Origin of the sequence: Citrobacter sp. Cpo142 (assembly GCF_030332425.1) — a bacterium.
Classification (GTDB): Bacteria; Pseudomonadota; Gammaproteobacteria; order Enterobacterales; family Enterobacteriaceae; genus Citrobacter; species Citrobacter portucalensis.
Genome location: NZ_JAOWHW010000142.1, coordinates 200,980 through 215,573, shown reverse-complemented (window position 1 = coordinate 215,573; position 14,594 = coordinate 200,980). Strand labels below are relative to the sequence as shown.

The following is a 14,594-nucleotide window of genomic DNA, read 5'->3' as shown; positions in this document are numbered from 1 at the left end:
AGTGAATGACCCCGATTGCAGTTACCCTACTCACCGGTTTTCTTGGCGCGGGTAAAACCACCCTGCTGCGCCATATTCTCAACGAGCAGCACGGTTACAAGATTGCCGTTATCGAAAACGAATTCGGCGAAGTCTCGGTGGACGATCAGCTGATTGGCGATCGCGCTACGCAGATCAAAACCCTGACCAACGGCTGCATTTGCTGTACCCGCTCCAGTGAGCTGGAAGACGCACTGTTAGACCTGCTCGACAACCTCGACAAAGGCACCATCAATTTCGACCGTCTGGTGATCGAGTGCACCGGCATGGCCGACCCCGGCCCGATTATTCAGACCTTTTTCTCCCATGAAGTGATTTGCGAACGCTACCTGCTGGACGGCGTAATTGCGCTGGTTGACGCGGTACATGCCGACGAGCAGATGAACCAGTTCACCATCGCCCAGTCGCAGGTGGGCTATGCCGACCGCATCCTGCTGACCAAAACCGACGTCGCGGGAGAAAGCGAAAAACTGCGTGAGCGCCTGGCGCGCATCAACGCCCGCGCCCCGGTGTATACCGTGACGCATGGCGATATCGACCTCTCCCTGCTGTTCGATACCAACGGTTTTATGCTGGAAGAGAACGTGGTCAGCGCCAAACCGCGCTTCCACTTTATTGCTGACAAGCAAAACGATATCTCCTCGATCGTCGTCGAGCTGGATTACCCGGTAAACATCAGCGACGTGTCGCGAGTGATGGAAAACCTGCTGCTGGAATCCGCCGAGAAGCTGCTGCGCTATAAAGGCATGCTGTGGATTGAAGGCGAGCCGAACCGCCTGCTGTTCCAGGGCGTCCAGCGCCTGTACAGCGCCGACTGGGACCGCCCGTGGGGCGACGAGCAACCGCACAGCCAACTGGTGTTTATCGGCATTAATTTGCCGGAAGACGAGATCAGAGCGGCATTTGCGGGATTGAAGAAGTAATCCCCTGCTGAATTGCCCGGTGGCGCTACGCTTACCGGGCCTACTAATGGCACTTTCCCGTAGGCCGGATCAGGCGCAGCCGCCATCCGGCACTTACTGCCCCAGTATAAGGCTATTTCTTGTTTTGCTCTCTCAGCATAGCCTCGCGCAAAATAGCATTCAGCCGTGTCTGGTAACCCTTCCCGGGGCGCTTTAGCCACTCCATCACATCGGCATCAATGCGCACCGATGCCTGCGTTTTCAACGGACGGAAAAACTTACCGCGATGAGCCTCTGACCACTGCTCATCTTCGGTCACGGGAACGTCGCTGTAATCAATATCATCATCCGGTTTATTCGCCAGCGCCTTCAGTTCAGCCTCATGCTGAGCACTCAGCGCGGATACGCTGCCGCGTTTATGTTTAACCATGCTCATAACGATTCCTCTCTTTACTGTCTGCCTTTCTGGCACTGATGATACGAATGACTTCAAAGCCACTTTCAAACCTAACGCTATGGGCAACCAGAATAACCACAATGCCATGAACGAGACCGATGGTCTGCCACCGATACTCACCGTTCTCATAACGATCCTGTCTGGACAAATGCCGGGGATCGTCGAAAACCAATACTGCGTCCTCAAAGCGAACACCATGTTTACGGTGGTTACTTTGTGCTTTGTTTGCATCCCATTCAAACTCCATTGGCATGTATTTCATCCCTAATTGTATATACAAAAACGTATATACAATTATCTTGCAATTATACCTCGGTTGTTGGAAATAGCTTCACAATTTGACGATCAGGAATTGAATTTTGTAGGCCGGATCAGGCACAGCCGCCATCCGGCATATCTCCCCAACCGTTTATCGCATTCTTGCAGAGCGAGAATGCTGTTTTTCCTCTCTCCCAAAAACATTCATTAAAATGATCTTTAGCGGTAAATGATCACTATAAATTATAAAAACTCGTTATAAATGATCAACTTACAAATTTCTGGTAAAAAGGAGACTATCTACCCGAAGAAAAAATAAGCCTCTTCACAGAGGCCAGGACAGTATTTATGACATCAGGAAATTTCACCCAGACGGCCGCTTTTCTTTGGTCGGTCGCCGACCTGCTGCGCGGCGATTTTAAACAATCACAGTATGGCCGCATTATTCTCCCCTTCACCCTGCTGCGCCGACTGGAGTGTGTGCTCGAAGACAGCATAGAGGCCGTACTTGCTCAGGCAGAAAAAATTAAAGCACTCAATTTGCCGGAAGAAGCGCAAGAGAAGATGCTCCTGCGCGCCGCAGATGGCCTGACTTTCTTTAACACCTCGCCTATGGATCTCAGCAAGATGGGGCAAAACGGCATCAAAGCCAACCTGGAAAAGTACGTTCAATCCTTTTCAACCGATGCCCGTGAGATTTTCGACCACTTCAAGTTCAGCGAGTTTGTCAGTCAACTGGAAGAAGCCAATCTGCTGTATAAGGTGGTGCAGAAGTTTGCGACGGTGGATTTAAGCCCGAACGCCATTTCCAACCATGATATGGGGCTGGTGTTTGAAGAGTTAATCCGCCGCTTTGCCGAAGGTTCGAATGAGACAGCCGGTGAGCACTTTACCCCGCGTGATATCGTGCGCCTGACCACTTCGCTGGTATTCATCGGCGACGACGATGCGCTCACCAAAGACGGTATCATCCGCACCATCTACGACCCAACGGCGGGCACTGGCGGCTTTCTCTCCTCCGGGATGGAATACCTGCACGAGCTGAACCCCAATGCGGTGATGCGCGCTTTTGGCCAGGAGCTAAACCCGGAGTCATACGCTATCTGTAAGGCCGACATGCTGATCAAAGGCCAGGACGTCAGCCGCATCAAGCTCGGCAATACGCTTTCAAACGATCAGTTACCCGCCGAGAAATTCGATTACATGCTCTCCAACCCACCGTTCGGCGTGGACTGGAAAAAGATCGAAGGGGAAATCGGCGACGAGCACGCACAGAAAGGTTTTGACGGGCGCTTTGGCCCCGGCCTGCCGCGCGTCTCCGATGGATCGTTGCTGTTCCTGCTACATTTGATCAGTAAAATGCGCGACGCCCACAGCGGCGGCGGGCGCATCGGCATCATCCTTAACGGCTCCCCGCTGTTTACCGGCGGCGCGGGCAGCGGCGAAAGCGAGATCCGCCGTTACATCCTCGAAGCTGACCTGCTGGAAAGCATCATCGCCCTACCAACCGATATGTTCTACAACACCGGTATCGCCACCTACGTGTGGATCCTCTCCAACAAGAAAGCGCCGGAGCGCAAAGGCAAAGTCCAGCTCATTGATGGCAGCAACCTGTGCGGCAAAATGCGCAAGTCGCTGGGTTCAAAGCGTAATCTGATGGGCGAAGACGATATCCGGCTCATCACCCGAACCTTCGGCGATTTTGAGGCGGTAGAGACCACCACGCTGGAAGCACTGGGCCTGGAAAAAGCACCAGAGCAAAAATCTGGTCGTGGTCGTCAGTCTACAACCGCGAAAAGCGAAGCGCCGAAAACCTTCGCCAGCAAACTCTTCAACAGCACCGATTTTGGCTATCGTCGCCTGACGATTGAACGCCCGCTACGCCTGTCGGCACAGGTTACCGATAAGGCCATCGCCACTTTACGTTTCGCGCCTAAGCCGTTTAAAGCGCCGATGAAATGCCTGTTTGATGCGTTTGCCGCCCAGTGGCAGACAGATAGTTATGGTGATTTCTCTGCGTTAGAAACCGAAGCGCGAGCGATTATCAAAGCCGAATTTGCCGAGCTGAAAGAAAAACAAATCAAAGATCTGCTCGACAGCAAACTGTGGCTGGCGCAGCGCGGATTAATGGAAAAAGCCCGGCATATTCAGGCCGCATTTGGCGACAAGTCTGGCGGCATTTCCAGCGTCAGCAATGACTTCAATCAGTTCCAGATTGACTTGAAAAATGCGCTAAAAACCGCCGGTGTGAAGCTGGATGCCAAAGAGAACAAGCAGTTTATCGATGCCGTGACCCGCAAAAACCCGGACGCCGAGCCAGTGGTGAAGAAGATATTAAAAGAAGACGCCCAGCCGCTCTACGGCGCGTTTGCCTATCATGGTCAGGTGGTCGAATTTGAGCAGGACGGCGATCTGCGTGATAACGAAAACGTGCCGCTCAACCCCGCCGTTTCCACCAGCGATTTGATCGAGGGCTACTTCAAGGCGGAAGTGTTGCCGCACGTGGCGGACGCGTGGATCAACGCCGATAAGCGCGATGCGATTGACGGCGAGATCGGCATTATCGGCTACGAGATCCCGTTTAACCGTCATTTCTATGTGTATACGCCGCCACGATCGCTGGAAGAGATTGATGCTGATTTGGATGCAGTAAGCGCCGAGATTATGCAGTTGCTGCGGGAGGTACATTCCTGATGGCGAAGTATAAGGCGTATTCGGAATATAAAGATTCTGGGGTGGAGTGGTTGGGGGCAGTTCCCAATGATTGGCATATTATTAAGTTAAAATATATGGCAGATTTATTAACTGCAAAGCCCTCTCATCCAGACGAATTATTTGTCGGATTAGAAAACATATCGAGCGGAGATGGAAAATATATATCCAAAGAGGAAACTATAGCCGATTGCGTAGCTATAACATTCAAAAAAAATGACATTTTATTTGGAAAATTACGCCCTTATCTCGCCAAATCTTGGTTGGCAACATTTTCGGGAGTGTGTTCTTCCGAGTTTTTAGTTCTTCGCACAGTTAAATCACACCCGAAATTTCTGAATTACTATTCATTAACAAATAAATTTATAGAACAGGTTAATTCATCGACCTATGGTTCAAAAATGCCGCGAGCAAGTTGGGAGTTTATTGGTTTATTACCTGTACCAACATGTTCTTATACATTGTCTGAAAAAATTGCTACATTCCTCAATTACGAAACAGCAAAAATCGACAATCTTATAGAAAAACAACAACAACTCATTGAACTATTAAAAGAAAAACGTCAGGCAGTGATTAGCCATGCTGTAACCAAAGGGCTAAATCCTGATGTGCCGATGAAAGATTCAGGTATTGAGTGGTTGGATTCTATCCCCTCGTCATGGGAAGTTAAACCAACGTATGCCATATGTTCAGCTTCTACCGAAAAAAACACTGATGGTTTAGAAAATAATGTACTTTCATTAAGTTATGGCAATATTATAAAAAGAAAAACTGATACAAATTTCGGATTATTACCTGACTCATTTAACACTTATCAGATAGTAAAAGATGGAGATATAATACTAAGGCTAACTGACTTACAAAATGATAAAAATAGTTTACGGGTTGGACTAGTGACCCAGAGTGGAATTATTACACCGGCTTATTTAAAGCTTAGCGTAAAACACGCTATAACACCATCATTTTCATATTACCTACTTCATACCTATGATATTTTTAAAGTGTTTTATGGCATGGGCGGAGGCCTGAGACAATCAATGAAATTTGAAGATTTTCGTAGATTACCACTGCTAATACCATCGAAAATAGAACAAGAGAGTATCGTCACTTTCATTGATAAAAGAATCATCAAAATCGACATCCTAATCGAAAAACAACTCCAGCAAATCGCCCTCCTCAAAGAACGCCGCACCGCCCTTATCTCCGCCGCCGTCACCGGCAAAATCGACGTCCGTCACTGGCGCGCCCCCAATGAGCAAACCACAGACGAAGCGGAGGCCGCCCAATGACCTCCGACATCACCCGCGAAATCAACCTGCAAAACGACATCATCCACCAGATGTCCGTCAACGGCTGGGTTGTCGGCAAAAGCGACGGCTACGATCGCGAACGAGCGCTCTACGTGCAGGATATGCTGCAATTTGTGCAAACCACCCAGCCGCAGGAGTGGGAAAAATTCGCGAAGGTTTACCCCAACGACACCGAACGTCATTTTCTCGATAACCTGGTTATTCAACTGCAAAAAGCCGACATCAACGCCACTGATATGCTGTCGCGCAGCTGGGGCACGCTCGGCGTACTACGCCATGGCCTGAAGATCCGCAACGCCCGCTTTTTTCTCTGCCAGTTTAAACCAGAGCACACGCTCAACCCGGACACCCTCGCAAGCTATCTGCAGAATATCTGCCGTATCGTGCCGGAACTGGTCTACAGCCCGTACGCCAGCACAGCCAATGACAATGAACTGAAAGCGAAACGCTGGCGTATCGATCTGGTGCTATTTATCAACGGCCTGCCGGTTGCCACGCTGGAGCTGAAATCCGAGTTTAAGCAGGCGGTGCAGAACGCCATCACGCAATATAAGAAAACCCGGCTGCCGAAAGACCCGGCCACCAATAAACCCGAGCCGCTGCTAACCTTTAAGCGCGGGGCGCTGGTGCACTTCGCCGTCAGCCAGTTCGATGTCTATATGGCGACCAAACTCGCGGGCGACGACACCTTCTTCCTGCCGTTCAACAAAGGCACAAAAGTAGGCGGCGCGGGCAATGATATCCCGGAAGACGCGGGCCGCTATGCGACCGACTATCTGTGGAACGAAGTGCTGCAACCGGATAACCTGCTGAAAATCCTCGCCAGCTTCGTGCATCTGCAAATCGAAGAGAAAGAGGACTGGAACGGACAGAAGTACAAAAAAGAGAGCCTGATCTTCCCGCGCTATCACCAGTGGGATGTGGTCAACAAACTGCTGCAGGCCGCGACGGTCGAGGGGACCGGCAATAAATATCTGATCCAGCACAGCGCCGGTTCCGGTAAGTCGAACTCCATCGCCTGGACCGCGCACCAGCTTTCTCGCCTGTATGATGACAGCGGCGAGAAACAGTTTCACTCGGTTATTGTGGTCACCGACCGCACGGTGCTCGACGATCAGCTGCAGGACACCATCTACCAGTTTGAACATGCCGACGGCGTGGTCGGGCGCATTAATAACAAAGAAGGCGATGGATCCAAGTCGGAAAAGCTGGCCAGCGCGCTGGAACACTCGCAGCCGATTATCATTGTCACCATTCAGACCTTCCCGTTCGTGCTGAAAGCGATTGAAAACAGCGTCAGCCTGAAACAGCGTAAATACGCGGTGATTGCCGATGAAGCACACTCGTCACAAAGCGGATCCACGGCGCGGCAGCTAAAAGAAGTGCTGATGAGCGAAGAGCGGGCTGACGACACGCTACTGTCGTCAGAAGACAGTCTCAACGCTACCATTGCTGCACGTCGCAACAGCGGCAACCTGAACTATTATGCGTTCACCGCCACGCCGAAGGCCAAAACGCTGGAGCTTTTTGGTCGCCTCCCGCACCCAGGCGAACCGGCATCGGCCACCAACAAACCAGCGGCATTCCACGTATACACCATGCGTCAGGCCATCGAGGAAGGCTTTATTCTCGATGTACTGAAAAACTACACCAGCTATAAAGTGGCGTATCAGCTGCTGCAAAAGCTGGAAGATAAAGACCGCGAAGTGGACAGCAATCGAGCCAAGGTCAGGCTGAACCAGTGGGTGACGCTGCACGATTACAACGTCTCGCAGAAGGTGAAAGTGATCGTCGAGCACTTTCGTAAGCATGTGATGAACCTGCTCGGCGGGCAGGCAAAAGCGATGGTGGTCACCAGTTCACGCAAGGCGTCGGTACGTTACAAACAGGCATTTGATAAGTACATCACCGAAAACCGCTATGCAAAAATCAGCGCCATGGTGGCGTTTTCCGGCGAAGTCGAGTTTCAGGAGAGCGACCCTAACAGCGACGCATTACTGAACCAGAAATTCACCGAAACCAACATGAATCCGGGGCTGAAAGGCCGGGATATGCGCAAAGCGTTCGATAGCGATGATTATCAGGTGATGCTGGTCGCCAATAAGTTCCAGACCGGTTTTGACCAGCCTAAGCTGTGCGCTATGTATGTCGATAAAGCCCTCGGCGGCGTTGAGTGCGTGCAGACGCTTTCGCGGCTGAATCGCACCTACCCGGGCAAAGCGGAATCAGGTACTTTTGTGCTCGATTTTTATAACGAGCCGCAGGATATTCTGGATGCCTTCCAGCCCTATTATCAGACCGCCGAGCTGACCGACGTCAGCGATCCCCAGCAGGTATTTGATCTGTTTGAGAAACTGCGTGCCAGCCAGATTTTCCAGTGGAACGAGGTGGACCAGTTCTGTGACGCGTTTTTTACGAAAAACAAATCCAACGCCACCATCAGTAATATCTGCCGCCCGGCCGTCGAGCGCTGGCAGAAGCGTTATGCCCTCGCCGTCGACGCTTATCTGACCGCCAAAGAGATGTTTGAAAGAACCAAAAAAACCGGTGATGTGGTGCTAATCACCAATGCCGAAAACAGCTTCAAAGCCTGCAAGCAGGAAAAAGATCGGCTGGAGATTTTCAAGAAGGATCTCGGCAGCTTTGTGCGCTTCTACGAGTTTATGTCGCAGATCGTCGAGTACGATGACAAAGATCTGGAAAAGCTCAGCCTGTTCGCCCGCCATTTAAGACCTTTGCTGCACGAACAGCGACTGGAGGAAGATGAGATCGATCTCAGCAACGTGGAGATGAGCCACTATCGCTTATCGAAGATCCACGAACAGCATCTGAAATTACAGGAAGATGCTGCGGAATATACGCTCGATCCCAGTAACGACGTGGGTACGGCAAAACCCAAAGACAAGAAAGAGGAATTTCTGTCGCATATTTTGTCGCGCATGAATGAGCTGTTTATCACCGATCATCTGACGGATAAAGATATGCTCAGCAGCGCAATGACCGTGTTTAATAAAATCACTGAGAATGAAACCGTGATGAAACAAATAAAAAATAACAGCCCTGAGCAGGCAATATTAGGCGGTTTTTTCAAAGCGGTGGACGATGCGGTGATGGACAGCGACGAAGCGCGACAAGAATTTATGCTGCAGTATTTATCAAACCCGCAGTGCGCTAAGGGCTTTGCCCGCCTGATGTTTGATATGGCGACGGGTCATTTAGCGTTGCCTGCATAAGGTGTTTATAATGTGTAAGCCGTTCGCGAGTAAGCGATAGCATATGCAGAAAAATAACAGGAAGGATCCATGAGCGATATACAACTGTTCCGCCACTGCGCTGGAAGAGTACAAGAACTACCGGGCAAGGCCGCGGCTGTCGAAAAAGATCTGCAAAGGCTGATTGAATCACATATGGAGACCTTTCTTGGCGTTCGGTTTCTCGACACTGAATACAGTACGGGTAAAACACACCGTGGCCGGATTGATACATTAGGTCTCGATGAAAATAGCTGTCCGGTTATTATCGAATATAAACGACATAGCAATGAAAACGTGATCAATCAGGGCCTATTTTATCTCGACTGGCTACTCGACCACAAAGCGGAGTTTCGCTGGCAGGTGATGGAGAAAATGGGTAAAACTACGGCCGAAGCCATCGATTGGTCAGGCACGCGATTAATCTGTATTGCTGCTGATTTCAATAAATACGATGAACATGCTGTTCAGCAAATTAACCGTAATATCAGTCTGATTCGCTACAAGCTATTTTCCAGCGATCTGTTGATGCTGGAACTGGTGAATGCCGTGGTAGAAAATAGCCCTCAGCATAACGTGCAGGACATCCCAGCCAGCAGCAATGGGAAGCGTCATACTCGCACACAGCGCGAACAGCTATCTTCTGCTTCTCCAGCACTACTTTCACTCCACGAGCACCTAAAAAGCTATGTGCTGTCGCTTGGCGATGAAGTCCAATATAAAGAGTTAAAACTCTACGATGCCTTCCGTCGTATCCGTAACTTCCTGTGCGTTGCGGTTTACCCAATAACCGATCCCCACCTTCGCCTGTGGCTGAAGATAAGCCCGCAACATGTCCAGTTTGAAGAGGGATTTAGTCGGGATGTGACCAATATTGGTCATTGGGGAACTGGTGATGTGGAACTCATCATTCGTAATGAATACGATCTTGATAAAGCTAAGCTTTTGGTTGAGAAAGCATATCAGGAAAATTAAGCGACTTTACCCAATACATCGCCACATTGAACGCCCGTTTTCACCAGATAGGCCAAGCCTCGGACACAGGCAATATTGTTCTGATGCCAGGTGGCACCAACGCTTACCGGGCCTACAAATGGCACTTTCCCGTAGGCCGGATCAAGCGTTTACGCCGCCATCCGGCACTTGCCCCCACTCATTCGGTAATCACAAACCGCGTCGCGGCAAAGCAGTTCAACACCCGGTGTACCAGAAACACCATGGTGAGCGTTGCCACCAGCGCGGCGGTGACGGAGGTGATGCGGTACAGATCGCTGAACACGAGGTCCTGATCCGGGTGCAGGTTCTGGCCAAACATAATGCCGATAGTAGTGATACTGGCAAAACCCACGCCCGCGCCGACTTTTTCCATTACGTGCAGGCGGGCGCTGAACGCCAGCCCGAGGCCAATCAGCGGCATCATCAACAGCATATGGTTGCTGAAATCATAGATAAGCAGCTGCACCAGCAGAATATACAGGCAGGCCAGCACCACGCCGACCACGCGCCAAATCGAGCTGATCACCGCGCCGCGGTAGTGCATCGGAAACAGGATCAAAATGCCGGCCATCAGCGCCGACAGCGAATCACTCAAATCGCAGATCTGGAAGACCACAAAAATCATCGTTGCCACCGTACCGGAAAGCAGCGACTCGTGGCGAACCCGGGCGGCATCTTTCTCAATGCGCGGCGGTGGCTGGCGGGGTTCCACGTCCGGGATCAGATAATGCAGCAGCGCGCTCAGCGCCACCGCCATGACGCAGGCTTCCATATTGGAGAACATCAGCGTATGCCAGTTGGTGGTGGGATAGCTCATAAAGTTGAGCATCGTGCTCTGGCACACCACGCCCATCGAACCGAGCAGAAACAGCGGGCCTTTGCTCATAAAACTAAAACGCATCACGTACAGGCCGAACACCACCAGTGTCATAACCAGCGGCCACTGCGACAGATAGCCGACGATCAGCACCATTTCGACACAGTTCACCGCCGCGCTGAACACAAACTGTGTTGCCACATGGCGGTTGAATACTGGCACCAGCGACAGCAGCATCAGCGGATAAACCACAAAAAATACGCCGTACTGCACGTTGTAGAATGTCGAGATACTCAGCGCGATTGTCCCGGCAACGGAGATACGCAGGGTCTGGCGAAAATCATTGGCGGTGTAGACAATGTTCCCGTGCGGCGTGAAGACGTGGGCCAGCGTGTTAATAGACATAATGCAGCCAGCTAACGAGATGGATCTGCGCTCCGGCAAAGGTGCGGGCGAACATCCCCTCGCTGTTATACAGCTGTACCGTGGCGCGCGCCCCGGTCGGTAACGGCGTGTCGAGCGGTTCGTTTAGCGCGACGTGAATACGCATACGCTGGGCATCGCGCACCCAGCGGGTAGACTGTTCCGGTTGCGACAACTGGCCGTTAACCAGCTCCTGACCCGCCAGAATACCGGCATCGCTGCTGGTGACGCGGGCAGAGAAGACCTTGCCCGGCATGGCATCGAACACCACGGCGGCATCGGTATTTACCCGAGTGTGGCGCAGGCTTTTCTCGCGAAAGTCGGCCACGATATCGGTCTGATGGCTGACCAGCGCCAGCAGCGGCGTGGCCGCGGTGGCGTAAAGCCCTGGGCTAAGCTGGAGATTACTCACCGTACCGTCGGTCTGGGCATATACTTTGCTCCAGCCGAGGTTCAGTTGCGCCTCTTCCAGCGCGTTACGGTATTTTTGCAGCGTCACGTTACGCTTGTCATCGCGCTCGCCGCGCTGGATCAGCAGGTTCTGAATACTGGCATTCAGCGCCGCCACCGACTGCTCGCTGGTCTGCCAGGCGGTACGCACCTTGTCGAGATCGGATTGCGACACGTTCTGCATGGCGCTCAGGCGCTGATAGCGGTCAAGGGTGGTCTTATCGTTATGGGCGTTGAATTGCGCAGTGCGCAGGTTGGCGCGCGCGGAAGCTATCTGCGCATCCAGCTGTTGATTGCTCAGCTTCGCCTGCTCAAGGGCAATTTGCGCAGCCTCGACCTTATTGATAAATGGCGTCGGATCCAGTTCGTACAGCAAATCGCCCTTCTTCACCTGGCTATTATTGTGTACATGCACCTGCGAGACGTAGCCGGAAACGCGTGAGGAAACGGGCGTTACCACACGCATCACCGTGGAGTCCGGCGTCAGCGGGATCCAGATATCGGCAACGATAAACCAGGCGAATATTACCAGGAAAGCGGCAATACTCACCCTTACCCAACGGGCAAATTTTTGTTCTGGGGTCATCATAGTTTTTTAGATCTTGTTATCTTCTTCGCGGATTGTCCGCAGATTGCAGGCGATTTGATTGAGCGTGGCGCTGAAGGAAGCGAGTTCCGCCTCAGGGATGGTGCAGGTGACGCGATGTTGGTATGTCTCTATCACCCGGTTGAGTTCGTCCAGCCTTGCGCGGCCTTGCGCGGTCAGCGTTAGCAGGCGGATGCGTTTGTCATAAGGCGATGTGGAACGCAGCAGATAGCACTGCTTTTCCAGCTGCGAGAGGGTGCGCATCAGCGGCGGCAGTTCGATGCCCTGCATTTGTGCCAGTTCACTGACTGAGACGTTGTCTCCCAGTTGATACAGTTGCATCAGTACCGTCCAGCTGGACTGCGTCAGGCCTGTATCGGTGATGGCAGCATCAATAATGGCCCGCCACTGGCGCACCACCATTGCCATGCGCATCCCCATTGGTCGGCGGGCAAACAGTTCATCTTCAGTCATCTTATTTTCCCCTCATCGCTGAAAAGAAAATAATACTTATCAGGATAAGTATCAAGGAACAGGCTATCCAGAAGCATGAATTGATAAATATCGTGAATATAAAAGAGGCCGGGACGATAACCCCCCAGCCTCTGTCGATGAAAGAAAATCACTCCACCTGATCGCGTCGCAGCCCGACGTCCCGCAGCCGCTCATCGCTCATCTGTTGCAATACGCGCCGCGTTTGCGCTCGAAGCCGCCACGCCTTGTATGCCCGCCAGATCAGTACAAACCCAATAAACGGCTGTTTTGCTTTATTCTCGTGAAATTCCATACCTTGCCTCCCCGCCTTGCCAGAGGCTTTATCTTCACGGATCTGGCCTAAAACAATACAGACTCACAAAGTACTTTTATTTAACATACAGATTGGTTAAAAAGAGTTCTGCATCGCTTTTTTCACGCCAATCTGTACTGATTTTTTAATCTGTATGGTACCCATGAGGGATACAGCATGACGCGTTACCAACATCTGGCCAATCTGCTGGCCGAACGCATTGAGCAGGGGCTGTATCGCCATGGCGAAAAACTGCCCTCGGTTCGCAGCCTGAGCCAGGAGCATGGGGTCAGCATCAGCACCGTCCAGCAGGCGTATCAGACGCTGGAACAGCGCCAGCTGATCACGCCCCAACCACGTTCCGGTTATTTTGTCGCGCCACAAAAAGCGCAGCCACCCGTGCCACCGATGTCGCGTCCGGTACAGCGTCCGGTCGAAATAACACAGTGGGATCAGGTGCTGGATATGCTAAAGGGCAACGCGGACAAATCGATAATCCCGTTTAGCAGCGGCGTGCCCGATATTAATCAACCCAGCCTGAAGCCGCTGTGGCGCGAGCTCAGCCGCGTGGCACAGCATAATCTGCGCGCGATACTGGGCTACGATGAAATCTCCGGATGCCGTGAACTGCGTCAGCAGATTGCGCGGCTGATGCTGGACGGCGGTTCGGTGGTTAATGCAGATGATATTGTGATCACCAGCGGTAGTCAGAGCGGAATGTCGCTGGCGCTGCTGACGGTCTGCCAGCCCGGAGATATTGTCGCCGTTGAATCACCGGCCTACTACGGCACGATGCAGCTACTGCGCGGCTTAGGGATCAAGGTGATTGAGATCCCAACCGATCCGGATACCGGGATCAGCATTGAAGCGCTGGAGCTGGCGCTGGATCAGTGGCCGATCAAAGGTGTGCTGCTGGTTCCCAACTGCAACAACCCGCTCGGATTCATTATGCCGGATGCGCGTAAACGGGCGGTGCTCGCCCTCGCCCAGCGTCACGACATCGTCATTTTTGAAGACGATGTGTATGGCGAGCTGGCCACAGAGTACCCGCGCCCGCGCACGATCCACTCCTGGGACAGCGACGGCCGCGTAATACTCTGCAGTTCGTTTACCAAATCCGTCGCCCCCGGTCTGCGCGTGGGTTGGGTGGTGCCCGGTCGTTATTACAACAAACTGCTGCACATGAAGTACGCCGTCATTGGAACTAACGTTCCCGCTACGCAACTGGCAGCGGCTTCCTTTGTGCGCGAAGGTCATTATCATCGACATATTCGTCGTATGCGCCAGATTTATCAGCGCAATATGGAGATCTACACCTGCTGGGTACGGGAATACTTCCCCTGCGGGATCTGCGTCACCCGACCAAAAGGTGGCTTTATGCTGTGGGTCGAGCTGCCGCTCCAGGTCGATATGGTCTGTGTCGCTAAGCAGCTCTGTCGCCTCAAAATCCAGGTTGCACCGGGTTCTCTGTTCTCCGCATCGGGGAAGTATCGCAACTGTGTGCGCATCAACTGCGCATTGCCGCCAAACGATAAGCATCGGGAAGTAATGCAGAAGCTCGGAGAGGCGGTAAAAACGGCAATAGAGTAGATCGAGCTGCCCGGCG

The 14,594-nt window shown here is 52.1% G+C and carries 12 protein-coding genes; 6 read left to right on the top strand and 6 right to left on the bottom strand.

The annotated features are described in order from the left end of the window. The first annotated feature begins 5 nt into the window (after positions 1-5). Positions 6-962 (top strand): GTPase, encoded by a 957-nt coding sequence (gene yjiA / locus OGY18_RS22275; RefSeq protein WP_123268645.1) that lies wholly within the window; start codon positions 6-8, stop codon positions 960-962. 112 nt (positions 963-1,074) lie between these two features. On the opposite strand, the gene OGY18_RS22270 is transcribed toward yjiA, so the two are convergent. Both OGY18_RS22270 and OGY18_RS22265 read right to left on the bottom strand, forming a co-directional pair. After that, positions 1,075-1,377 (bottom strand): BrnA antitoxin family protein, encoded by a 303-nt coding sequence (locus OGY18_RS22270; protein WP_003830041.1) that lies wholly within the window; start codon positions 1,375-1,377, stop codon positions 1,075-1,077. Next, the gene (locus OGY18_RS22265; RefSeq protein WP_003830043.1) at positions 1,364-1,651 is read right to left on the bottom strand and encodes a BrnT family toxin; all 288 of its coding nucleotides are present in this window, start codon (positions 1,649-1,651) and stop codon (positions 1,364-1,366) included. Before OGY18_RS22265 ends, OGY18_RS22270 begins: the two co-directional genes overlap by 14 nt. A 353-nt stretch (positions 1,652-2,004) precedes the next feature. Here OGY18_RS22265 and OGY18_RS22260 point away from each other — a divergent pair, with 353 nt between their 5' ends. From OGY18_RS22260 to OGY18_RS22245, 4 genes are all read left to right on the top strand, one after another. Then, a complete protein-coding gene (locus OGY18_RS22260; protein ID WP_286554428.1) occupies positions 2,005-4,350 on the top strand; it encodes a type I restriction-modification system subunit M in 2,346 nt (781 codons plus the stop codon). Continuing rightward, on the top strand, positions 4,350-5,657 hold the full coding sequence (locus OGY18_RS22255) for a restriction endonuclease subunit S (protein ID WP_286554426.1): 1,308 nt from the start codon (positions 4,350-4,352) through the stop codon (positions 5,655-5,657). The genes OGY18_RS22260 and OGY18_RS22255 overlap by 1 nt, the downstream gene beginning before the upstream one ends. Continuing rightward, complete coding sequence (locus OGY18_RS22250) at positions 5,654-8,911, top strand: type I restriction endonuclease subunit R (RefSeq protein ID WP_286554424.1); 3,258 nt, start codon at positions 5,654-5,656, stop codon at positions 8,909-8,911. The genes OGY18_RS22255 and OGY18_RS22250 overlap by 4 nt, the downstream gene beginning before the upstream one ends. A gap of 69 nt (positions 8,912-8,980) precedes the next feature. Beyond that, positions 8,981-9,904 (top strand): DUF5655 domain-containing protein, encoded by a 924-nt coding sequence (locus tag OGY18_RS22245; RefSeq protein ID WP_181509595.1) that lies wholly within the window; start codon positions 8,981-8,983, stop codon positions 9,902-9,904. A gap of 178 nt (positions 9,905-10,082) precedes the next feature. On the opposite strand, the gene OGY18_RS22240 is transcribed toward OGY18_RS22245, so the two are convergent. The 4 genes from OGY18_RS22240 to OGY18_RS22225 form a co-directional block, all read right to left on the bottom strand. Next, positions 10,083-11,147: a DUF2955 domain-containing protein gene (locus OGY18_RS22240; RefSeq protein ID WP_286554421.1), complete on the bottom strand. Its 1,065-nt coding sequence runs from the start codon at positions 11,145-11,147 to the stop codon at positions 10,083-10,085. Next, the gene (locus OGY18_RS22235) at positions 11,137-12,204 is read right to left on the bottom strand and encodes an HlyD family secretion protein (RefSeq protein ID WP_286554419.1); all 1,068 of its coding nucleotides are present in this window, start codon (positions 12,202-12,204) and stop codon (positions 11,137-11,139) included. The genes OGY18_RS22240 and OGY18_RS22235 overlap by 11 nt, the downstream gene beginning before the upstream one ends. Before the next feature lie 6 nt (positions 12,205-12,210). Beyond that, positions 12,211-12,675 (bottom strand): MarR family winged helix-turn-helix transcriptional regulator, encoded by a 465-nt coding sequence (locus tag OGY18_RS22230; RefSeq protein WP_286554417.1) that lies wholly within the window; start codon positions 12,673-12,675, stop codon positions 12,211-12,213. Positions 12,676-12,823: 148 nt separating this feature from the next. Next, positions 12,824-12,988 carry a DUF1127 domain-containing protein gene (locus OGY18_RS22225; RefSeq protein ID WP_008786105.1) on the bottom strand — a complete coding sequence of 55 codons (165 nt, stop codon included), beginning with the start codon at positions 12,986-12,988 and terminating at the stop codon, positions 12,824-12,826. 177 nt (positions 12,989-13,165) lie between these two features. On the opposite strand from OGY18_RS22225, the gene OGY18_RS22220 reads away from it, so the two are divergent. Continuing rightward, positions 13,166-14,578: an aminotransferase-like domain-containing protein gene (locus OGY18_RS22220; RefSeq protein WP_103285806.1), complete on the top strand. Its 1,413-nt coding sequence runs from the start codon at positions 13,166-13,168 to the stop codon at positions 14,576-14,578. Positions 14,579-14,594 lie beyond the last annotated feature (16 nt).

Bases quoted from the DNA above. Each gene is read 5' to 3' on its own strand.
- OGY18_RS22235 (WP_286554419.1), bottom strand. From the start codon at position 12,204: ATGATGACCCCAGAACAAAAATTTGCCCGTTGGGTAAGGGTGAGTATT.
- OGY18_RS22250 (WP_286554424.1), top strand. From the start codon at position 5,654: ATGACCTCCGACATCACCCGCGAAATCAACCTGCAAAACGACATCATC.
- OGY18_RS22245 (WP_181509595.1), top strand. From the start codon at position 8,981: ATGAGCGATATACAACTGTTCCGCCACTGCGCTGGAAGAGTACAAGAA.
- OGY18_RS22270 (WP_003830041.1), bottom strand. From the start codon at position 1,377: ATGAGCATGGTTAAACATAAACGCGGCAGCGTATCCGCGCTGAGTGCT.
- OGY18_RS22240 (WP_286554421.1), bottom strand. From the start codon at position 11,147: ATGTCTATTAACACGCTGGCCCACGTCTTCACGCCGCACGGGAACATT.
- OGY18_RS22265 (WP_003830043.1), bottom strand. From the start codon at position 1,651: ATGCCAATGGAGTTTGAATGGGATGCAAACAAAGCACAAAGTAACCAC.
- OGY18_RS22225 (WP_008786105.1), bottom strand. From the start codon at position 12,988: ATGGAATTTCACGAGAATAAAGCAAAACAGCCGTTTATTGGGTTTGTA.
- OGY18_RS22260 (WP_286554428.1), top strand. From the start codon at position 2,005: ATGACATCAGGAAATTTCACCCAGACGGCCGCTTTTCTTTGGTCGGTC.
- yjiA (WP_123268645.1), top strand. From the start codon at position 6: ATGACCCCGATTGCAGTTACCCTACTCACCGGTTTTCTTGGCGCGGGT.
- OGY18_RS22255 (WP_286554426.1), top strand. From the start codon at position 4,350: ATGGCGAAGTATAAGGCGTATTCGGAATATAAAGATTCTGGGGTGGAG.
- OGY18_RS22220 (WP_103285806.1), top strand. From the start codon at position 13,166: ATGACGCGTTACCAACATCTGGCCAATCTGCTGGCCGAACGCATTGAG.
- OGY18_RS22230 (WP_286554417.1), bottom strand. From the start codon at position 12,675: ATGACTGAAGATGAACTGTTTGCCCGCCGACCAATGGGGATGCGCATG.